We start from the raw sequence: 19,928 nt of genomic DNA, 5'->3' as shown, positions 1-19,928 counted from the left end.
GCCTCGCGAGGACTTGCGATGGATGATGCGCCAGATACCGTTCACCCGACCATGAATCAATCAGACACCAGCCACACGCTGACGCCGCCGCGGATCGACTCACGCCGCGAGGTCGCTCGCTCGCGCCTGTTCGCCGTCGAGGCGCTGGAGTTGACCTTCTCCAATGGCGCCACCCGTAGCTTCGAGCGCCTCAAGAGCGGCGGTCACGGCGCGGTGATGATCGTCGCCATGCCCGACCCCGACCACGTGCTGATGATCCGCGAATATGCCGCTGGCCCTGAGCAATATGTGCTGACCCTGCCCAAGGGACTGATCGACCCGGGCGAGGACCCGGTGACCGCCGCCAATCGCGAATTGATGGAAGAATGCGGTTATGGCGCACACAACATCGAACCACTGGCCGAACTGAGCCTGGCGCCCAACTACATGGATCACCGCATGAACGTGATGCTGGCGCGCGATCTGTTCGAAAAGCGCCTGCCGGGCGATGAACCGGAACCGCTGGTCGTCGAGCGCCACCGCCTCGATGAGCTGCCGGCGCTGCTGGCACGTGAGGACTTCCACGAGGCGCGTGCGGTCGCGGCGCTGTTCATGGCCCGCGAACGCCTGCTGGCCGGGGAAGATACCTACAGCCCTCGCTGGTGGTAGGGACTTGCTGGCAAGCGCTGTTGGCAGGCATTGATGGCAAGCACTGGCAACAAGGCACTGGCCACAAGCGCCCAGCCCCCCTTCTTTCCTGCCCCCCCACACCCTGCCTTGCATGCCCCCATACGACGACAAGCCCCCGCCAATGGCGGGGGCTTGTCGTTTCACTCGCGATGCGCTCAAGCGGGTCGTGCTGGCGACTCGTTCAGGCACCGCAAGATCCATTGCGGGTCTGACCTGGGACCAGACCGTCAAGACACGTTTATTCGGTCTTCATGCTGCCATCGGCGGTGTTGGACGAGCCGGATTCCGGGCTGACGCCCATGTGGTCTTCGCCCTTGTCCATGACCTTGCCGTGCTTGGCGGACTCGGACTGGGCCGTGCCACCTTCCACCATCATGGAATCCTTCTTGGTGTTGGCAGAACCACTCTCGGTGTTGCGTTCGGTATCATTATACACCTTGCCATCTTCATGACCCGCAGCGGTACCGCCCTCTACCTTGGTGGAGTGGGCGCCAGTGTTGGCGGAACCGGTGTTGCTGGACTCGTGGTGCTCGGCAAAGGCAGCAGTGGTCGGCAGTGCCAGGGCAGTCGCGAAAAGTGCAGCAGTCAGCTTCTTCATGATCCATCCTCCAGTAGCGGTCTGTTGCAAGAGACGAGCAGATGATTCGCTCGGCCGTTGCCGGTAAGCCTTCAAGAATCCCGAGACTGGGTGTCTCGAGTTCCAGGCTCCACAAGACGCTTCTACCAATCTCAACGACGTCTTGTGGTACTGCGTCAAATCTTTGCGGCGCATGTCTCAAACATCCTCTAGCGCGTCGGCTGCTTGTCGGAGCATTCTTGAAAAACGTCACCAGAGTTGTACTCGAGCCTGCTGGTGTCATTCTTGACGAAAGCGTCAATCTGCCGAGGCGTGTTGCATCACATGCGCCCTGATGCCTAAAGATATGGAACTACAGGGCCTGACTTTCAAGCAGAGAAGGGAAAGAAAAATATCTTTTCTCCAGATTTCCTATACAAGAGTGAGATATCGACTCGCGTTTAATTAGCGCCCATATGGGCTTCTGGCCGCTCATCAGGCGGCTTTCCGCATGTCGATTTCCTGACGCCATGCGTCAAGTGGCGCAAGATGGCTTGCAGTATTTTACTCAACGAAACATTTTGTAACCCTACAGCTCCATGACATCGCCCATCTCTGCGGTCATCGCCAGTGGTCGCCACACCTCCCTCTGCAAGCACCGCTACCACCTGAATGACAGGAGACTCACATGCCAGACGTGCTGATCGGGGGACTCGCCGGACAGGGACCCAAGGGCCACATCACGCTAGCCGGGGCACTGGCCAATCGACACGGCCTGGTCGCCGGTGCGACAGGTACCGGCAAGACCGTCACGTTACAGGTGCTGGCAGAAGAGTTTTCGCGCATGGGAGTGCCGGTGTTCACCGCCGACGTCAAGGGTGACCTCTCCGGCATCGCCGCGGCGGGTAACCCGCATCCGCGCGTCGATGAACGCCTCGCCAGCCTCGGCATCAATGACTGGCAGCCTCAGGCCGCTCCCGTCAGGCTGTGGGATCTGTTCGGCAAGAGTGGGCATGCGGTGCGTGCCAGCGTGGCTTCCATGGGGCCTGAGCTGATGTCGACCCTGCTGGAATTGAACGACACCCAGAGTGGCCTGATGCACCTGGCCTTCGATCATGCCGAGCGTGAAGGGCTGGAGCTGATCGACCTCAAGGACCTGATCAGCCTGCTGAAGCATATCGAGCGTGAGCGCGAAAACTTCGAGGAGCGCTATGGCAGTGTCAGCCCCCAGAGCCTCGGTGCCATGCTGCGCCGGGTGCATGTGCTGGCCACCCAGGGCGGCGAGCGCTTCTTCTCCGAACCGGCGCTCGACATCAATGACATGCTGGCAACCACGGGCGAGGGAGAGCAGACACGCGGCTTCATCAATCTGCTCGATGGGCGTGAGCTGATGCAGAGCCCACGCCTCTATACCACCTTCCTGCTGTGGTTCCTGTCGACGCTCTTTCGCACCCTCCCTGAGCACGGCGATGCCGATCGCCCGGTGCTGGTGTTCTTCTTCGACGAGGCCCACCTGCTGTTCGATGCCGCTCCCAAGGCATTGCTTGAGCGCCTCGAGCAGACGGTGCGCCTGATTCGCTCCAAGGGGGTCGGCGTCTACTTCGTGACCCAATCCCCCGCCGACATCCCCGATGACGTGCTCGGCCAGCTGGGCAATCGGATCCAACATGCCCTGCGCGCCTTCACTCCGCGCGACCAGAAGGCCGTCAAGACCGCTGCCGAGACTTTCCGCCCCAACCCTACCCTCGATACGGCTCAGGTGATCACGGAGCTGGGCGTGGGCGAGGCACTGGTCTCGGTGCTCGACAGCAAGGGCACGCCCACCCAGGTGGAGCGCACCTTGATCGCCCCACCGCGTGGACGGATCGGCCCGTTGAGTGACGGCGAGCGCGCAGCGCTGCTGGCAAGCTCATCATTGGCCGGTCGCTACGATGAGGTGATAGACCGTGAATCGGCTCACGAGCGTCTCGAGGCGCAACTGACGAGCTCGGCGATGGCCCAGGCTCGGCCGGAGGAGACGCCAGCGACAACGCCTGACACCACGCCGCCTGCTACAGAACGTGATGGAAGCGCTCAAGCCGCTGCCAGCGCTACCCGCCGCGACACCGAGCACACAAGTCCGGTGGCCGAAAGCGCCCCACACTCAGGCGGCAGACAGCGTCAGGGCGTCATGGAGACCCTGCTCAAGTCCGTGATGCGCGCCCTGGGGTCGCAGCTGGGTCGGTCACTGATTCGCAGTCTGCTGCGCTCCTTCACTCGCCGCTGAGGATCGCTCCTTTCAGTCTGAGACCACGCCTACAGCGTGACGCCACGCCAGCAGCCTGAAGCGCTCCTTGGCAAATAGAAGCTTTCCTTGGCAAGCAGCATCTCTCGAGACTGAGAGACTCACCCTTCACGAAAAAGCAGGAAATCACCCATGGGAATTTGACCATGGGTGATGTCCTGCTTTCGCTATCCAAGACTGCTGACATCATATCGTCGCGCAAACTTCATTCGCTCTCGGCAAGGAGACGCCATACTGATGATTGCTGCTTACCGGCAGCACACCATGACACACACGCGCTTGCCACTACTCTCGGGGAGACTTGACGATGTGCATGAGCAATGAAGCATTGGAATTGTGGCTGAACGACAACTGGTTCTCGATCGAACTGGCGTTGGAAGCCATCGATATGGAAGCGACAGCGGAACCTCAGCTGGCAGAAGCCGCCTGAGCCAGGAGCGTTACGCATGACACCAGCGGGATCCTGCCTGCCCCCACCGGTGATACAAGGTGTGAAACGGCACAGGACACGGATGACAGGACAAGCGGCACACAGACTCTGCCACGCATGACGACGCATCATGGTGGGCAGAGAAAGAACTTGTCGGGGAGGCCGTCGATCAGCCATCGACCGGTCTCCCCGTTTCTTTTGTACCACCACCAGAGTCACGTCCCGGCGCGCCTCTGATCCAGTCGCACCTCAAAAGGCCCCGCCAGTCTTACGTGTATGAACAGTTGATTTCCTGCCCCGGCAAAACGCCCGTTCATCGCTCCCAACCGCCATACTCTTTCTTTGGTCATTCCCTCTCCCCGCAACATGCAAGATAAGGATGTCACATGCTGCCTACTCCGCCCGCGCGACCCCCCTTCTCGGGGCACTCGAGTCCAGTTGATACCTCAGATCTCTCGCCACAGGCCGCCGCCGCGACTGTCTTCCTCAATGAGAATCTCGTTCCCGCCCAGCTGCAAGCGTTGTTTGCCCTGACACTCGCCCCTGCGGGAACCTTCAACGAACAGCTCAGAGAGTACCTGGTGACCGCTTGCCGCCTGCTGGGGATGACCACCGGCATCCTGGGTCACGCAGAGGCCAATCGCTATGAAATCATGGCGGCGGTCAATCCGCCGCCCGGCAAGGTCGAGGGCGCGATAGCACCGCTGAACGAGACCTACTGCAATGAAGTCGTTGAGCAGGCTGGCTGCATCGCCTACGCCAATATCGCGACCACGTCAGCACTCGAGGCGCATCCGGCCCTCAAATCGATGCCTTTCCAGAGCTATATCGCCGCCCCGGTATGGACCGAAGGCCGTCTGACCGGCACCGTCTGCTTCGGCGACAGCTCACCGCGCGCGGCAGATTTCAGCGCCAGCGATCGTGCACTGGTCGAGACACTGGCCAGCCTTCTGGGAGGCTTGATCGATCGCGAGAATGAGCGCAAGCGGCTTGCCAGTGAACTGAGCAACCTGCGCCTCGCCTACCAGGAGATGGAGCTGCTGTTCTCGCGCTGCCAGCTTCCGATGGCGATCATGGACTTCCATGGTCATTGGACACGTCTCAACCCGGCGCTGGCGCAGCTGCTGGGGACGGAGAGGAGTGAACTGCAGCGTGGCGCGCTGGAGGATGTCTCTCACCCTGCTGACATGCAGGCCTGTCAGGAGGCGCTTCTGGCCATGCAAGCCGGCGAGATCACCCACTTCGAGCAGCCGCATCGCTATCTGGGCAGACAGGGGCAGATCATCGAAGTCATGCTGCATCTGGATATCATCGACGGCCACTCCGGCGTCATTCTCAGCCAGCACCAGGACCTCAGCGAGCGACGCTCCCACGAGGAAAGCCTGGCCCGCATGCGGCACAAGCTGGCCAGCATGGCACCCTCGGGCCCGGCCGCGCCGTCGGTGCTGGACAAGCTGTTGCCCGCCGAGATCTTCGAGCAGCAGCTGGATGGCGAGATCGCGCGCAGTGCACGTCATGGGCAGCCACTGTCGATCCTGCTGCTCAACGTGGATGCCTTCACCGACTTCAATCGCCAGTACGGCCGCACCGCAGGAGACCGCGCACTGCAACAGGTCTCCACCATCCTGCGCAACGCGACACGCAAGAGCGACCTGCTCAACCAGCGTGATGATGGCTCGCTGATTGCGGTGCTGGGCCAGACCGATTCCAGCGGCGCCATCATACTCGCCGAGCGCGTCCGCCATGCCACGGCAGAACTGCATGGTCTCGATGGGCCGGTCACCTGCAGCATCGGGCTGACCTGCTATCACCCGGCGCCCGATACGCTCACGCTGGCCAATCGACTCGAGCTCTGTGAGCGCGCCCAGCACGCACTCAAGAAAGCCAAACGCCAGGGACGCAATCGCGTGCGTTTCCTGGAGCTTGAGCCGGTCATCCCGACCGACACCTTCGCAAGCCCCCAGTCACCGTCCGGCTTCCCCTCGCCCGATCTGCCCTGAGTGGCGCCTTTCGTGTGTGCGGCCTGCCACGGATGCCCTTCAGACACATTCCCATCAACGACAACGGCCACCCCGAAGGGTGGCCGTTGTCGTTTGACTCACTCAGTACTCACAAAGAAGACATACAGGAGTCACACAGGCTTGCGCGGTGTTTCAGTGCAGAGGCCTGCTCAGAGACCGAGTCAGATATCCGAGACCGACACTCAGTCCAGCTTGCTCAGGTCACGCACGGCGCCCTTGTCAGCGGAAGTCGCCAGCAAGGCATAGGCCTTGAGCGCGGCGGAGACGCGACGGTTGCGCTGGATGCTCGGCTTCCAGGCATCCTTGCCGCGGGCATCCATCGCTTCACGGCGCTCATGCAGCTCGCTGTCGCTCAGCTTGACGTTGATGGTGCGGTTCGGGATGTCGATCAGGATGGTGTCGCCATGCTCGACCAGACCGATGGCGCCGCCCGCCGCCGCTTCCGGAGACGCGTGGCCGATGGACAGGCCTGAGGTACCGCCGGAGAAACGACCGTCGGTGAGCAGCGCACACGCCTTGCCCAGCCCCTTGGACTTGAGATAGGAAGTCGGGTAGAGCATTTCCTGCATGCCCGGACCGCCCTTCGGCCCTTCGTAGCGGATGATCACGACGTCGCCTTCCTTGACCTTGTCGGCCAGGATGTCTTCCACCGCCTGATCCTGTGACTCACAGACGTAGGCACGGCCTTCGAAGACCAGGATGGAGTCATCGACGCCAGCGGTCTTCACCACGCAACCATCGAGTGCGATGTTGCCGTACAGCACGGCCAGGCCGCCCTGGGTGGAGAAGCAATGGTCGTAGTCGCGGATACAGCCCTGGGCGCGATCACCATCCAGGCTCGGCCAGCGCGCGCTCTGCGAGAAGGCGGTCTGGGTCGGGATACCACCCGGGCCGGCGCGATAGAACTCGATGACTTCATCAGTGGGCGAACGCATGATGTCCCACTCTTCCAGCGCCGCAGACAGCGAGTCGCCATAGACGGTCGGCACTGAGGTATCCAGCACGCCGGCACGGTCCAGCTCGCCCAGAATCCCCATGATGCCGCCGGCACGATGGACATCCTCGATGTGATATTTCTGGGTGTTCGGCGCCACCTTGCACATCTGCGGCACGCTGCGGGACAGCTTGTCGATGTCGGACATGGTGAAGTCGACACCGGCTTCCTGAGCGGCAGCCAGCAGGTGCAGGATGGTGTTGGTCGAGCCACCCATGGCGATATCCAGCGTCATCGCGTTGGCGAAGGCGGCGCGGGAGCCGATGGCACGCGGCAACAGATGCTCTTCGTTGCCTTCGTAGTAACGGCGCGCCAGCTCGACGATGCGATGCCCGGCGTTCTCGAACAGGCGACGACGATCGGAGTGCGTGGCCAGCACGGTGCCGTTGCCCGGCAACGCCAGACCCAGTGCTTCCATCAGGCAATTCATGGAGTTGGCCGTGAACATGCCCGAGCAGCTGCCGCAGGTCGGGCAGGCGCTGCGCTCGATCTCGGCGACCGTCTCGTCGTCAACGCTGTCATCGGCGGCGATGACCATGGCATCGACCAGATCGAGGCCGTGATCCAGCAGCTTGGTCTTGCCGGCTTCCATCGGGCCGCCGGAGACGAAGATGACCGGGATGTTGAGGCGCATTGCAGCCATCAGCATCCCCGGGGTGATCTTGTCACAGTTGGAGATGCACACCAGCGCATCCGCACAGTGGGCATTCACCATGTATTCGACGCTGTCGGCGATCAGGTCACGCGACGGCAGGGAATACAACATGCCGTCATGGCCCATGGCGATGCCATCATCGACCGCGATGGTGTTGAATTCCTTGGCGACGCCGCCGGCCTTCTCGATCTCGCGCGCGACCAGCTGCCCCATGTCCTTGAGGTGGACGTGGCCCGGCACGAACTGGGTGAAGGAGTTGGCAACGGCGATGATCGGCTTCTGGAAGTCGCCATCTTTCATGCCGGTGGCGCGCCACAGGGCGCGAGCGCCGGCCATGTTACGACCTGCAGTGGTCGTACGGGAGCGATACTCTGGCATGGTGTCCTCGTCAAGATGCTTGGCCGCTCTCCTGCGCGAAGAGGGACTGATTCATGGAATTGCGCCTGACAGGGTCAGATAATTGACACAGCTCTTTCTGCGCAATCCTCTGCAGAATCACTCCGCACGGGAGCGGCTTCTGTTTTGGTCAGGCGGCGCCCCGCTCGGGGTACGCACACCTGGTGTCCAGAGGAGACGCGTGCCTCTTGGGTCAACGCTGTCTACCTGGGGTCAATTCTGTCATGTCCCGGCCCTGCTTGCCTACCAGATAGCACCGCCCACGCCATCAGCAGCCCAGAAAGATGCCGACAAGCGCCAAAAGCGTTGAATGAAGCGGCCTCTAGCGTGGGCCTGCGGCGGGAGGCGCTGATTACACTGAAGGACGACACATCAGGCAATGCCAGACACTCACAAGGAACAGGAGTCACCCATGGCCGGAAAATTCGTCATCACACGGGGCAAGGACAGCAAGTTCTACTTTGCGCTGAAGGCAGGCAACGGCGAGAAGATCCTGCAAAGTCAGGGCTATGCCGACAAGCGCGGCTGCCTGAACGGCGTGGAGTCCGTGCGCAAGAATGCCGTCGAGGAAAAACGCTTCACCCGTGAAGTCGCCAAGGACGGACGTTTCTATTTCACGCTGCTGGCCGCCAACAGCCAGCAGATCGGTCGCAGTCAGATGTACAAGTCGGAATCCGGCCGCGACAACGGCATCGCCAGCGTCGGGCGCAATGCCGCCGAGGCGGCCGTCCTCGAGCAACTCGACACCGCCTGAGCACGAGCCAGGCTGACCAGCCCCTTTCACGATCGCCCTCCCGATCACCCTTCCAATCGCTCTCTCGGAATCGACAGCCAATCGACAGACCCAAGCAGAGGAAGAGGAAAGTACTGCAGGAAAAAAGCACGCCAAGAAGAAAGTACAGGCAGCAGAAAGCACAGTAACGACAGAAGCCCCGCCGATTGGCGGGGCTTCTGTCGTCCTGCGGCTGACTTAGGCGCTGGTCGAGCTCAGCATCTGGCGCTCAGGGCCTGGCGATCAGCGCCTGTCACTCACGCCTCGCCGCTGATCACACACCACTCAATGACGCTGGGCGCTGTCACTGTCGAAGACCACACGCGAGACATCCGCGTAGCGCGCCGCGAAGTGCACGATCATGCCTTCCTTCAGGTATTCCGGCAGCTCATCATAATCGCGCTGGTTGGCCTGCGGCAGAATCAGCTCGTAGATATCACTGCGCCGCGCGGCAATCACCTTCTCGCGGATACCGCCCACTGGCAGCACCTGGCCGGTCAAGGTCAGCTCACCGGTCATCGCCAGCCCCTTGCGCGGGGCCTGACGCTTGGCCAACGACATCAATGCCGTAGTCATGGTCACCCCGGCGCTGGGGCCATCCTTGGGCGTCGCGCCCTCAGGCACGTGCAGGTGAATGAAAGACTCGTTGAAGAAGTCGGCCTCGGCATCGTAGGCTTCGAGGTTGGCCAGGGTGTAGGAGTAGGCGATGTTGGCCGACTCCTGCATCACGTCGCCCAGCTTGCCGGTCAGCTTCAGGCCACGTGTCAGGCCATGCACCCGGGTGGCTTCGATGGGCAGAGTCGCACCGCCCATGCTGGTCCAGGCAAGCCCGGTCACCACGCCTTCGCCGGCCAGGACCTTCTCACGACGGAAGATCGGCGCACCGAGGAATTCCTCGAGATTCTTGACCGAGACCTTCACGGTCGGCAGCTCCTCTTCCAGCAACTTCACCGCCGCCTTGCGCACGATGCGGTGCAGCTGTTTCTCCAGCTGGCGCACGCCGGCCTCACGCGCATAGCCCTCGATGACCTGACGCAGCGCGGCATCACTCAGATTGATGCGCTTCCTGGGGATGTTGTCGCGGGTCAGCAGTTTCGGCCACAGGTGGTGCTTGGCGATCGCCATCTTCTCCTCGGCGATGTAGCCGGAGAGGCGTATCTGCTCCATGCGGTCCAGCAGCGGGCCGGGGATGCTGTCCAGCGTGTTGGCGGTGCATACGAACAGCACCTTGGAGAGATCGAGGCGCACATCGAGATAGTGATCGAGGAAGTCGACGTTCTGCTCCGGGTCCAGCACCTCGAGCAGCGCCGAGGCCGGATCGCCCTGGAAGGACTGCCCCAGCTTGTCGATCTCATCGAGCATGATCACCGGGTTCTCGACCTTGACCTCCTTGAGCGCCTGCACCAGCTTGCCGGGCATGGCGCCCACGTAGGTGCGGCGATGCCCCTTGATCTCGGACTCGTCTCGCATCCCGCCGATCGAGAAGCGATAGAACTCGCGCCCCAGCGCCTGGGCGATGGAGCGACCGATGGAGGTCTTGCCGACACCGGGCGGGCCGACCAGCAGCAGAATCGAGCCGCCGACATCGCCCTTGAAGGTGCCCTCGGCCAGAAACTCGACGATACGTGACTTCACATCATCGAGCCCATCGTGATCACGATTGAGCACGGTGCGCGCGTGGGCCAGGTTGAGCTGATCGGTGGAGGTGATGCCCCATGGCAGCGAGGTCAGCCAGTCAAGATAGTTGCGTGTGGTGCCGTATTCCGGCGAGCCGGTCTCCAGCACTGACAGCTTGTCGAGTTCGTCATCGATGCGCGACTGGACACGCTCCGGCACCTTGAGCTCGTCGAGACGGCCACGGAAGGTATCGACGTCGTTCTCGCGATCATCCTTGGAGATGCCCAGTTCACGCTGGATGACCTTGAGCTGTTCACGCAGGAAGAATTCGCGCTGATGCTTCTCCATCTGCGCGTTGACCTGCTGGGAGATCTCGGTCTGCAGCTGTGCGACCTCGATTTCCTTGCGCAGCAGGGGCAGCACCTTCTGCATGCGCTCCATCACCGGCAGCGACTCCAGCACTTCCTGCAGCTCAGCGCCCTTGGCCGAGGTGATGGCGGCGGCGAAGTCGGTCAGCGGGCCCGGTTCATGCGGGCTGAAGCGATTGAGGTACTGCTTGAGCTCCTCACCGTACAGCGGGTTGATCGGCAGCAGCTCCTTGATGCCGTTGATCATCGCCATCGCATAGGCGCGGGCCTCGTCGCTCTCGGCATCGACCGGTTCGCGCGGATAGGTGACCTCGACCAGATAGGGAGGCTTGCGCGACAGCCAGCGCGTGATGCGGAAGCGACGCAGCCCCTGGGCGATGAACTGCACCTGATCAGCGCCGTCTTCGGGCTTGTGGACGCGCACGGCGGAACCGATCTCGGGGAAATGCTCGACCCCCAGCTCATCCACCTCGACATCGCCGACGAAGGCCAGACCGACAGCATGATGCGGCGTGTTGCCGACCAGCTGCATGGTCTCGGCCCAACGCTGCTTGTTGATCACCAGCGGCTGGACCTGGGCCGGGAAGAACGGGCGATTGTGGATCGGCAGCAGGTAGATACGCTCCGGCAGCTGGTCGCCACTCGGCACCAACCCACCCGAGGAGGAGGAAGGCTCTTGTGACTGGCTGTCATCCTCGAAGCCGGCAAGAATATCGTCGTTATCGGAAATCTCTTCGTGACGTGGCATGCAACCCTCATGAAACCAGGCCTCGGTTGAGGCGATCATCTCCACCAATGCGGCCAGTGAGCCATTTTATCAAGGCAGGCTGGCTGCGCCGCAGGCGCAACACTGCGTGATCAGGGTGGCACCTGATGCGCCCCCGGAAACGACAATGCCCACCATGAGGCGGGCATTGTCGTTTCCAGCATACTGCGCGGCGCTGACGTCACTGAGCGCTCGTGACACCGCGCCTCGCCTCTCCCCTCAGTAGATCGGGGTGCCGTTGATCCTCACGCTGTCACCATCGATCTCGACCACGAGGTTGCGGTCGGCGGCCTGCGGCGAGACCCCTGCCATCATGGCCATCATCGGCGGCACGTTGCGGAACTCGAAGCGCCCGCTCAGACGATTCAGGAAGGCCCGCTGACCCGGGACGGTCTGCAGCTCCTGGATGGTCAGGTCAGTGATGTCGGCACCATCGAGAATCATCTGGCCATCACCCTGCATGTCGACACCGAACGCATCGCTCTTGGCATTCAGCGATTCCAGCGTCAGGCGTGGAGAGGTGCTCAGCATGGTGAACAGCGGCGCTTCGACCTTCTCGAGCATGGCGACCTGCTGCGCTTCGCTCAGCTCCTCGAACGGCTTGCCCGCTTCTTCCAGCAAGCCCTGAAGCTGGGTGATGAAGTCATAGACGGCCGCGCCCTGCAGACGATCGATCGAGATGGACACATCACCGCTGGCCATCTGCTGATCACCCGCGCTGACATCCTCTACCGACAGCTTCATCAGATAGCGCAGCTCGGTCGGGTCCAGACGCGTTTCACCGCTGTAACGGATATCGCTGGCGACCACTGGCGGCTGACCGGTGCCGTTGTCGATGGTGAGGGTGTCCAGCACGATCTTGTCGTCCTGGCGGAAGTCATTGTCCGCCCCGCGATAGATGCCATTGAGGCTCAGGGTACCGATGCTGACCTTCTCGGCACCATTGGTGATATCGAACGGCGTGATCTCGCCATCCACGGTGATTTCCGGGGTATCACCGCCATCGTGGGAAGCCAGCAGCTCGCCGCCCTGGAAGTCGATGCGCGTGCCGCTCTCAGGGTCCTGCCAGTCGAAGGCCGGCAAGGTCAGGGTGGTGTCGCTGGCGCCACTGAAGTTGTCGACGCTGCCATCGAAGGCGATCGCCTTGCCATCGCCGAGCACTTCGGCGAAGACATCGCGTGACGGCGTACCGTACAGCACCTTGACGTTGCCCTGCATGCTGGTCGACAGCAGGCCGTGGCCAGCTTCATAGGGCAATACGATGCGCATGGGGCCTTCACCGTCGCCGGTGGCGAGCTCCATCTCTACCCGACCCGTGGAGCCGAACCAGCCGCTATCGACCTCTTCACGGGTCGCCTTGATGTCGGAGCTCCTGTCGAGCTCTGCCACCATGCGGGCCATTTCATCTTCAAAACGCTGGCTTGAGTAAGCCACGCCGCCGACATAGCCGGCTGCCCCGATGACGACCACTGCCGTCGCGGTTACCAGTCCCTTGCCCATCGCATTGACCCTTGTCCGTTATTGAAGCATCACACCGTCTGCGCGGTGCCTCTTGTCACATCTGCTTCCATCAGTGAAACACGTGCGTGAGCCTCGCTGCCAAGACAGCGAGACGTCAGTGCAACCACAGCCACAGATGCATCGTCGACCAGGCATAGATACCGGCGAAGACATCATCCAGCATGATGCCGAAGCCGCCGGCAACCCGGCGGTCGGCCCAGCGAATCGGCCATGGCTTGAGAATATCGAAGACCCGGAAGACCACGAAGCCCCATAGCGCTGCCTGCCAAGAGAATGGCACGGCGGCCATTGTGATCCAATAGCCGACGAATTCGTCCCAGACGATCCCGGAGTGATCATGCACGCCGAGATCGCGCGAAGTGCGATCACAGATCCAGATCCCGACCAGCGACGCGACCAGCACGATGGCCAGATACGGCCAAAGCGTGAGGTTGGTCATCAGCCAGTAGAACGGGATTGCCGCCAGAGTACCGAAGGTGCCCGGAGCAAAGGGCGCGGTACCACTGCCCAGCCCGAAGGCCAGGAAGTGCACGGGGCGCCGCCAGACACTGGCGGGTGCCCGATTCATGGTGCCACCCCGTTCGCGTTGTGTGGTGACGCATCATCGCAGGAGCCGTCTGCCCCAGAGACCTGTGTGGCAGAGGACTGAGTGACGGAGGTTTGCGAGGCAGAGGCTTGCGAGGCAGAGAAATGCTGCCAGCTCTGGCCCGTCGCTGCCTGCTCAATGCCCTTTTCCATCAGCAGCACACGCGGCGCATCGCTGCCCGGCGCCTGCATGCGCCCGATGACATTCAAGGGCAGGTTGAGCGAGCGCAGGGCGAGCCTGGCCGTCTCGAGGTTCTCTTCAGGCAGCGTGAGCAACAGCTCGTAATCGTCGCCGCCATTGAGGACCGCCTCGCGAGCCCCCTGCTCGCCCAGCGCAGTGATCAGCTCCGGCGCCAGTGGCAGTTCGCCAAGCTCCAGCGCCGCCGACAGCTGACTGGCGCGACAGATGTGTGCCAGGTCACCCATCACGCCATCGGAGACATCCAGGCCCGCACTGGCCAGCTCACGTAGTGCCAGCCCCGCATCGACCCGCGGTTCTGGTCGCAGGTAGGCCGCCAGGCAAGGATTCAGCACATCGCGGACGCCCTCCTGCCAGGCCTTGAGACCGGCATGCGCCAACCCCGGCAGGCCGGTGACCGCGATGAGATCGCCCTCACGGGCGCCGTCACGCCGCAGGATCGGGCGGGCCACGCTGTCGGCCTGCTGGGCAGGCTCGAGCACGCACGGCAGCTCGCCATGCACGGTGATCGTGATGGAGAGCGGGCCGCGCGTGACGTCGCCGCCGACCAGCGCGATGCCGTAGCGATCCGCCAGCGCGTGGAAACCGGCCGCAAAACCATGCAGCCAGTCTTCATCCACGTCCGGCAACGTCAGCGCCAGCAACGCCCAGCGCGGGGTCGCACCCATCGCCGCCAGATCGGACAGATTGACGGCCAGGGCACGATGGCCAATGGACGCCGCAGGCGCATCCGGCGGGAAGTGCACCCCCGCCACCGAGGTATCGACACTGACCGCCATCTGCATGCCATCACTGGCGGCAAGAAGTGCACAGTCGTCACCCGGCCCCAGCAACACGCCCGGTGCCCCGGACAGATCGCGCTGGAAGTAGCGGGCAATCAGCTCGAATTCACCTGGCATGTCAGCGCAGGCGGGCCTGGGTCACCTCGGCGCTGCGCAGCTTGACTGCCAGCTTGTCGAGGATCCCGTTGACGTACTTGTGCCCGTCGGTGGCTCCGAAGGTCTTGGCCAGCTCGACCCCTTCGTTGATCGCCACGCGATACGGCACTTCCATGCGCTTGGACAGCTCGTAGGCGCCCAGACGCAGGATGGCCAGCTCGATCTCGTCGAGATCCTGCAGGCGACGGTCGAGCAGCGGGCTGATGCTGGCATCCAGTTCTTTCTGGAAGCGCGGCACGTTGTGCAGCAGCTCGTGGAACAGGGCCTGGTCGGCGATACGCATCACCTCGACCCAGTTCTCATGCAGCTCGACATCATCGTCGATCTTTTGACCACGGAACTCGGCTTCGATGGTGGTCATGTTCTTGCCGGTCATCTGCCACTGGTAGATGCCCTGCACGGCCAGCTCGCGAGCGGCGCGACGCGCCTGCTGCTGCTTGGACGGCTCGCGCTCGGTACGTTCATTGCGTTCGCTCACGCGTCACCTCCCATGGCCTTGAGCAGGGAGACCATTTCCATCGCCGCCATGGCCGCTTCGGTACCCTTGTTGCCGGCCTTGGTGCCGGCACGCTCGATGGCCTGCTCGATGGAATTCACCGTCAGCACGCCATTGGCGACCGGGGTGTCGAATTCGAGCTGCAGACGCGACAGCGCGGAGTTGCACTCACCGGCGACGTATTCGAAGTGCGGCGTACCACCGCGGATCACCGCACCCAGCGTGATGACGGCGTGCGGCTTGACCTTGGCCAGCACGGCCTTGACGGCCAGCGGAATTTCCCAGGCACCCGGCACGTGGATCAGGTCGATGTTTTCCTCATCGACGCCGTGGCGTACGAGAGAATCGACCGCGCCTTCCACCAGGCTGTCGACGACATGGTGGTTGAAACGCCCGACGACGATGACGTAACGGCCATCGACATTGGTGAAAGTGCCTTCGAGTTGAGCAATCGGTTGCATGGTCAGTCCACAATGCTAGCGCCCCGGAGAACCGGGGCGGGGATATCAATCATACCGGGGCAGGTCGCCAGAAGTGCGCGACCTCCCCCGCCATTTGGAGTGCCGAAGCGCTTATGCGTCGGCGGCGTCTGCCCCTGTCTCGCCGGTCGTGTCATCACTGCCGACCAGTTCGACCACTTCGAGGCCAAACCCGGACAAGGCAGAGAACTTCCACGGCGAGCTGAGCAGACGCATCCGGCCGACACCGAGATCCCGAAGGATCTGGGCACCGGTACCGGTGGTCAGATAGTTGCCCGCACCATCGGATTCGTTGGTGCGCGGCGTACGACGTCGTCCGAGGAAGACATCGAGACGATCCTTGTAATCCATCGTGTCGCTGCCGGTGTCCAGCAGTACCAGCACACCGGCATCGGCGGCGGCGACTTCAGCGAGCGCATCATTGAGCGCCCAGCTGCTGCTGCCCGGCTGACGCAGGGTCAGCAGGTCGCGCATCGGGTCCTGCACGTGCACGCGCACGGTGGTCAGAGACTCGGCATTCGGCGTGCCCTTGACCAGCGCCAGGTGGTGACGGCCCTGGATTCGATCGCTGAAGCAATGCAACGTCAGCTCGCCGAAGGCGGTCTCGACCTGCTCGCTGTCCAGCACTTCCACGGTCTGCTCATTGTGGATGCGATACTCGATCAGATCCGCAATGGTGCCGACCTTGAGGTCGTGCTCGGCGGCAAAGCGCTCGAGCTCTTCACGACGCGCCATGCTGCCGTCATCGTTCATGATTTCACAGATCACGCCGGTCGCGCCAAAGCCCGCCATGGATGCCAGGTCACAGGCCGCCTCGGTATGGCCGGCACGACGCAGCACGCCACCCGGCTCCGCCATCAGCGGGAAGATGTGCCCCGGCTGGACGATGTCCTGCGGGCGCGCATTGCGCGCGGCGGCAGCCTGCACGGTGCGGGCGCGGTCAGCCGCCGAGATACCGGTGGTGACACCTTCGGTGGCTTCGATGGAGAGCGTGAACTTGGTGCCGAAGCCGGAACCGTTGGCCTGAACCATCAGTGGCAGCTGGAGCTGTTCGCAATGCTCACGCGACATCGGCATGCAGATCAAGCCACGCGCGTGGCGTGCCATGAAGTTGATGTGCTCGGCTGTCACGGCTTCCGCGGCGATGATGATGTCGCCTTCATTCTCACGATCCTCGTCATCCATGAGGATGACCATCTTGCCTTGCCGGATATCCTCGACGAGTGCTGCGATGCCTGATAGCGCCATGCTTGCTCCACTTTACGGGCTGCGCCGGCCCATGCCGGACCCACGCGTATTATCAAAAAGTCGGGCGTCAGGGTACCCCGCCACCCCGTTTTGCGCCAGCACCCAGCGACGCCGCTGTCGCCAGACGGCGGCAAGTGCTTGCGTGACAAGAAGAAATCAGTCGCCGCTCTCCTGCGGGTCTGGCGATGCCAATGGCACTGCGGTGATGCGCCAATCACGCCCCACCGCCCGGATGTCACGAATCTCGACCCGGCGCTGCTGCGCCATGCGATCCAGCCCCGGCAGCGCCAGCAGCGGGCGAGCCTCGCCGCCCAGCAGCGTCGGTGCCATGAAGATCTGCATCTCATCGACCAGCCCCGCCTGGATCATGGCCCCGGCCAGCACCGCACCGGTTTCCAGCAGCACCTCGTTGGCCTGCTCGTGCTCGGCCAGATAGCGCAGCAGAGCCTCGAGGTCCACGCGTCCATCCGCGCCGGCCGGTAGCGCCACCACTTCGGCACCGGCCGCCTCCAACAAGGTACGTCGCTCAGCCAGCGCCGCTGTCTCGTCCGCGACACACACCAGCAGCGTACGACCGGATTGCGCCAGAATGCGCGCCGCCAGCGGCAGACGCAGGTGGCTATCCACCACCACGCGCAACGGCTGACGCGCCACCAGCGCCTCGAGTCCCAGCGGGTGGTCGTCGAGGCCGAGCTGGTCGGCGCGTACATTGAGGCGCGAATCATCGAAGATGACCGACTCGATGCCGCTCATCACCACGCTGGAGCGCGCGCGCAGACGCTGCACGGCGCTGCGCGCTTCAGGGCCGGTGATCCATTGGGATTCGCCGGAGGCCATCGCCGTGCGACCGTCCAGACTCATGGCCTGCTTGAGGCGCACGAAGGGCCGACCGCGCTCCATGCGTGACAGGAAGCCGGGATTGAGCGCTCGCGCCTCCTGCTCCAACACCCCGACCGTCACCGCGATGCCCGCGCCCTGCAGCAGCGCGATGCCGCGTCCGGCGACCTGCGGATTCGGATCACGCATCGCAATCACCACCCGAGAGACGCCCGCCGCGATCAGCGCCAGCGAGCAAGGACCGGTACGCCCGGTGTGGGAGCAAGGCTCCAGCGTCACATAGGCCACGCAGCCCAGCGCGCGCTCGCCCGCCTCTGCCAGCGCATTGACCTCGGCATGCCCTTCCCCGGCACGCACATGAAAGCCGCTCGCGATCACCTCGTCAGTCTCGGCCTCTACCAGGACACAGCCGACACGCGGATTGGGCTGCGTCGTGTAGCTGCCCAGCCGCGCCAGGCGCAGGGCGTGGGCCATGTGGCGCGCATCACGCGCCGAGGGAGCACTGCGTTCTCGAGAGTGACTGTCGCGAGAGTGGCTGTCACGGGGAGCATGAGAAGCATGAGGAGAAAGAGACATGCGATACCTTGGCGTGAAACGAGAGAAGGTCAGGCGGTGGCCATGCGGTGGCCACCCCTCCGAGGCCTGAAACCTGAGGCCCAGGACCCAGGGCCGAAGCCACGCGGCGTGCCGCGACAGAGCCAGCAGACACAGGCCTCAAGGGCATCGACAAGGATGACCGTGTCGAGACATCAGGGGCGCGCGTCTTCCTCGCCCGGCAGGAAGCTGGGCTCCTGGGCGAGACGATCGATCTCGGCGCGGAATTCATCAAGATCCTGGAAGCGACGATAGACCGAAGCGAAGCGGATATAGGCGACCTGATCCAGCCGCTTGAGCTGTTGCATGACCTCATCACCGATGCGCCGCGCCTCGATCTCACGCTCGCCGGTGGCACGCAGACGCTGACGAATGCGCTCCACCGCGGCCTCGATCAGCTCGGAGGAAACCGGGCGCTTTTCCAGCGCACGCAGCATGCCGGCACGCAGCTTGTGCTCATCGAAGCTCTCGCGCGAGCCGTCGCCCTTGACCACGCGCGGCATGACCAGCTCCGCCGTTTCGTAGGTCGTGAAACGCTCACCGCAGGCCGCGCACTGGCGACGCCGCCGCACCTGGTCACCCTCGACCACCAGTCGGGAATCCGTGACCTTGGTTTCATGAGTTCCACAGAAGGGACAGTGCATGTTGGAGAGCCTGCTTGGGTGCGAGGTGGCTGCGGCCCCGCGCGAAGCACAGCGAGGAAGTGGCGCAGCGCAGCCGAATGACAGCGAATGGCGGGTATTGTAACCGTTAAGGCCCCGCCACGGGAGCCTATGTCAGCCCCGACCTATCTGAACTGGCCTTGGGGAGCGGCCAAAGGGTGGCAGGAGTTTCCTGCATTGTCGCCCCGGGTGACGAGCCCCGCGGCGAAAGCATCCATCATCCTGCCCGGCAGGCTTGAAATCCCCGCGCGATAACCGAAAGATGACGTCAGGGTAAGCGCCTCACAAGGACGCTTGCCCGAGCCGTGGAATCCTTTCACGACTGGCGGCGGATGATCTCTGCCGCGAGACTGATCACGATGACGCAAGGAGCTGCGACATGGGAATCATTGCATGGATCATATTCGGTCTTGTTGCCGGCATCATCGCCAAGGTGATCGTGCCCGGCAAGGACCCGGGTGGCATCATCGTCACCAGCATCATCGGCATCCTGGGGGCCGTGGTCGGTGGCTGGGTCGGCACCCTGATGGGCTTCGGGGAAGTGACGGGATTCAATCTGGCCAGCTTTGTCATCGCCGTGCTCGGCGCCGTCATCCTGCTGATTCTGTATCGCGTGCTGCGCAAGTAAAGCGTGTCATGAAGCGCAGTGGCGTCAGCCGGCCTCAGGCCACATGACGCCAGACAGGACGGCCAGCCGGCACATGCAGGCTGGCCGTCCTGCCTTGCAGGCTTGACGAATCTGGCCCGAGGCGTGCATGACTCAGGGGTAAAGGCGCCAGGCCGTCACCCACGGGCGCCGCTGAGCGATGCGCCATTCATTGATTTCACCAGGCGACGACCA

General features: G+C 63.2%; 16 protein-coding genes. 5 read left to right on the top strand and 11 right to left on the bottom strand.

Annotated features, from left to right (window positions below; translation table 11 throughout):
- Positions 1-51 precede the first annotated feature (51 nt).
- Positions 52-648, top strand: coding sequence for an ADP compounds hydrolase NudE (gene nudE, locus MKZ40_RS02375; protein WP_175088672.1), 597 nt, complete (start codon positions 52-54; stop codon positions 646-648).
- A 259-nt stretch (positions 649-907) separates the two neighbouring features.
- Here the strand turns inward: nudE and MKZ40_RS02370 are convergent, their stop codons facing one another.
- Positions 908-1,267 (bottom strand): hypothetical protein, encoded by a 360-nt coding sequence (locus MKZ40_RS02370; protein WP_175088552.1) that lies wholly within the window; start codon positions 1,265-1,267, stop codon positions 908-910.
- A gap of 646 nt (positions 1,268-1,913) precedes the next feature.
- Here MKZ40_RS02370 and MKZ40_RS02365 point away from each other — a divergent pair.
- On the top strand, positions 1,914-3,491 hold the full coding sequence (locus MKZ40_RS02365) for a helicase HerA-like domain-containing protein (protein ID WP_175088551.1): 1,578 nt from the start codon (positions 1,914-1,916) through the stop codon (positions 3,489-3,491).
- Between the two features lie 834 nt (positions 3,492-4,325).
- Positions 4,326-5,939, top strand: coding sequence for a sensor domain-containing diguanylate cyclase (locus tag MKZ40_RS02360; protein ID WP_175088550.1), 1,614 nt, complete (start codon positions 4,326-4,328; stop codon positions 5,937-5,939).
- Positions 5,940-6,142: 203 nt separating this feature from the next.
- Here the strand turns inward: MKZ40_RS02360 and ilvD are convergent, their stop codons facing one another.
- On the bottom strand, positions 6,143-7,987 hold the full coding sequence (gene ilvD / locus MKZ40_RS02355; RefSeq protein ID WP_175088549.1) for a dihydroxy-acid dehydratase: 1,845 nt from the start codon (positions 7,985-7,987) through the stop codon (positions 6,143-6,145).
- Between the two features lie 430 nt (positions 7,988-8,417).
- Between ilvD and MKZ40_RS02350 the strand changes: the two genes are divergently transcribed.
- Positions 8,418-8,759: a YegP family protein gene (locus MKZ40_RS02350; protein ID WP_043331370.1), complete on the top strand. Its 342-nt coding sequence runs from the start codon at positions 8,418-8,420 to the stop codon at positions 8,757-8,759.
- A 303-nt stretch (positions 8,760-9,062) separates the two neighbouring features.
- On the opposite strand, the gene lon is transcribed toward MKZ40_RS02350, so the two are convergent.
- The 9 genes from lon to nrdR all read right to left on the bottom strand — a co-directional run bounded on the left by lon (position 9,063) and on the right by nrdR (position 19,069).
- Positions 9,063-11,510 carry an endopeptidase La gene (lon, locus tag MKZ40_RS02345; RefSeq protein ID WP_175088548.1) on the bottom strand — a complete coding sequence of 816 codons (2,448 nt, stop codon included), beginning with the start codon at positions 11,508-11,510 and terminating at the stop codon, positions 9,063-9,065.
- Between the two features lie 237 nt (positions 11,511-11,747).
- Positions 11,748-13,028, bottom strand: a complete 1,281-nt coding sequence (locus MKZ40_RS02340) for a DUF945 family protein (RefSeq protein ID WP_175088547.1) — start codon at positions 13,026-13,028, stop codon at positions 11,748-11,750.
- Between the two features lie 115 nt (positions 13,029-13,143).
- Positions 13,144-13,617 carry a phosphatidylglycerophosphatase A gene (locus tag MKZ40_RS02335; RefSeq protein WP_043331372.1) on the bottom strand — a complete coding sequence of 158 codons (474 nt, stop codon included), beginning with the start codon at positions 13,615-13,617 and terminating at the stop codon, positions 13,144-13,146.
- A complete protein-coding gene (thiL, locus tag MKZ40_RS02330; protein ID WP_175088546.1) occupies positions 13,614-14,732 on the bottom strand; it encodes a thiamine-phosphate kinase in 1,119 nt (372 codons plus the stop codon). Before thiL ends, MKZ40_RS02335 begins: the two co-directional genes overlap by 4 nt.
- 1 nt (position 14,733) lies before the next feature.
- On the bottom strand, positions 14,734-15,249 hold the full coding sequence (gene nusB, locus MKZ40_RS02325) for a transcription antitermination factor NusB (RefSeq protein WP_175088545.1): 516 nt from the start codon (positions 15,247-15,249) through the stop codon (positions 14,734-14,736).
- Complete coding sequence (gene ribE / locus MKZ40_RS02320; RefSeq protein WP_043331374.1) at positions 15,246-15,728, bottom strand: 6,7-dimethyl-8-ribityllumazine synthase; 483 nt, start codon at positions 15,726-15,728, stop codon at positions 15,246-15,248. The genes nusB and ribE overlap by 4 nt, the downstream gene beginning before the upstream one ends.
- A 111-nt stretch (positions 15,729-15,839) precedes the next feature.
- Positions 15,840-16,994 carry a bifunctional 3,4-dihydroxy-2-butanone-4-phosphate synthase/GTP cyclohydrolase II gene (gene ribBA / locus MKZ40_RS02315; RefSeq protein ID WP_175088544.1) on the bottom strand — a complete coding sequence of 385 codons (1,155 nt, stop codon included), beginning with the start codon at positions 16,992-16,994 and terminating at the stop codon, positions 15,840-15,842.
- A 156-nt stretch (positions 16,995-17,150) separates the two neighbouring features.
- Positions 17,151-18,305 carry a bifunctional diaminohydroxyphosphoribosylaminopyrimidine deaminase/5-amino-6-(5-phosphoribosylamino)uracil reductase RibD gene (ribD, locus tag MKZ40_RS02310; RefSeq protein ID WP_254626985.1) on the bottom strand — a complete coding sequence of 385 codons (1,155 nt, stop codon included), beginning with the start codon at positions 18,303-18,305 and terminating at the stop codon, positions 17,151-17,153.
- 275 nt (positions 18,306-18,580) lie between these two features.
- Positions 18,581-19,069: a transcriptional regulator NrdR gene (gene nrdR / locus MKZ40_RS02305; protein WP_043331377.1), complete on the bottom strand. Its 489-nt coding sequence runs from the start codon at positions 19,067-19,069 to the stop codon at positions 18,581-18,583.
- A 397-nt stretch (positions 19,070-19,466) separates the two neighbouring features.
- On the opposite strand from nrdR, the gene MKZ40_RS02300 reads away from it, so the two are divergent.
- Positions 19,467-19,715, top strand: a complete 249-nt coding sequence (locus MKZ40_RS02300; RefSeq protein ID WP_166018817.1) for a GlsB/YeaQ/YmgE family stress response membrane protein — start codon at positions 19,467-19,469, stop codon at positions 19,713-19,715.
- Positions 19,716-19,928: the final 213 nt, after the last annotated feature.

Origin of the sequence: Cobetia sp. BMC6 (genome assembly GCF_029991385.1) — a bacterium.
GTDB lineage: Bacteria > Pseudomonadota > Gammaproteobacteria > Pseudomonadales > Halomonadaceae > Cobetia.
This window is presented reverse-complemented; position numbering and strand designations above follow the sequence as displayed.

Excerpts from the sequence above, each read along its gene's own strand:
- nudE (WP_175088672.1), top strand. The coding sequence starts at position 52 with ATGAATCAATCAGACACCAGCCACACGCTGACGCCGCCGCGGATCGAC.
- MKZ40_RS02370 (WP_175088552.1), bottom strand. The coding sequence starts at position 1,267 with ATGAAGAAGCTGACTGCTGCACTTTTCGCGACTGCCCTGGCACTGCCG.
- MKZ40_RS02365 (WP_175088551.1), top strand. The coding sequence starts at position 1,914 with ATGCCAGACGTGCTGATCGGGGGACTCGCCGGACAGGGACCCAAGGGC.
- MKZ40_RS02360 (WP_175088550.1), top strand. The coding sequence starts at position 4,326 with ATGCTGCCTACTCCGCCCGCGCGACCCCCCTTCTCGGGGCACTCGAGT.
- ilvD (WP_175088549.1), bottom strand. The coding sequence starts at position 7,987 with ATGCCAGAGTATCGCTCCCGTACGACCACTGCAGGTCGTAACATGGCC.
- MKZ40_RS02350 (WP_043331370.1), top strand. The coding sequence starts at position 8,418 with ATGGCCGGAAAATTCGTCATCACACGGGGCAAGGACAGCAAGTTCTAC.
- lon (WP_175088548.1), bottom strand. The coding sequence starts at position 11,510 with ATGCCACGTCACGAAGAGATTTCCGATAACGACGATATTCTTGCCGGC.
- MKZ40_RS02340 (WP_175088547.1), bottom strand. The coding sequence starts at position 13,028 with ATGGGCAAGGGACTGGTAACCGCGACGGCAGTGGTCGTCATCGGGGCA.
- MKZ40_RS02335 (WP_043331372.1), bottom strand. The coding sequence starts at position 13,617 with ATGAATCGGGCACCCGCCAGTGTCTGGCGGCGCCCCGTGCACTTCCTG.
- thiL (WP_175088546.1), bottom strand. The coding sequence starts at position 14,732 with ATGCCAGGTGAATTCGAGCTGATTGCCCGCTACTTCCAGCGCGATCTG.
- ribE (WP_043331374.1), bottom strand. The coding sequence starts at position 15,728 with ATGCAACCGATTGCTCAACTCGAAGGCACTTTCACCAATGTCGATGGC.
- ribBA (WP_175088544.1), bottom strand. The coding sequence starts at position 16,994 with ATGGCGCTATCAGGCATCGCAGCACTCGTCGAGGATATCCGGCAAGGC.
- ribD (WP_254626985.1), bottom strand. The coding sequence starts at position 18,305 with ATGGCCCACGCCCTGCGCCTGGCGCGGCTGGGCAGCTACACGACGCAG.
- nrdR (WP_043331377.1), bottom strand. The coding sequence starts at position 19,069 with ATGCACTGTCCCTTCTGTGGAACTCATGAAACCAAGGTCACGGATTCC.
- MKZ40_RS02300 (WP_166018817.1), top strand. The coding sequence starts at position 19,467 with ATGGGAATCATTGCATGGATCATATTCGGTCTTGTTGCCGGCATCATC.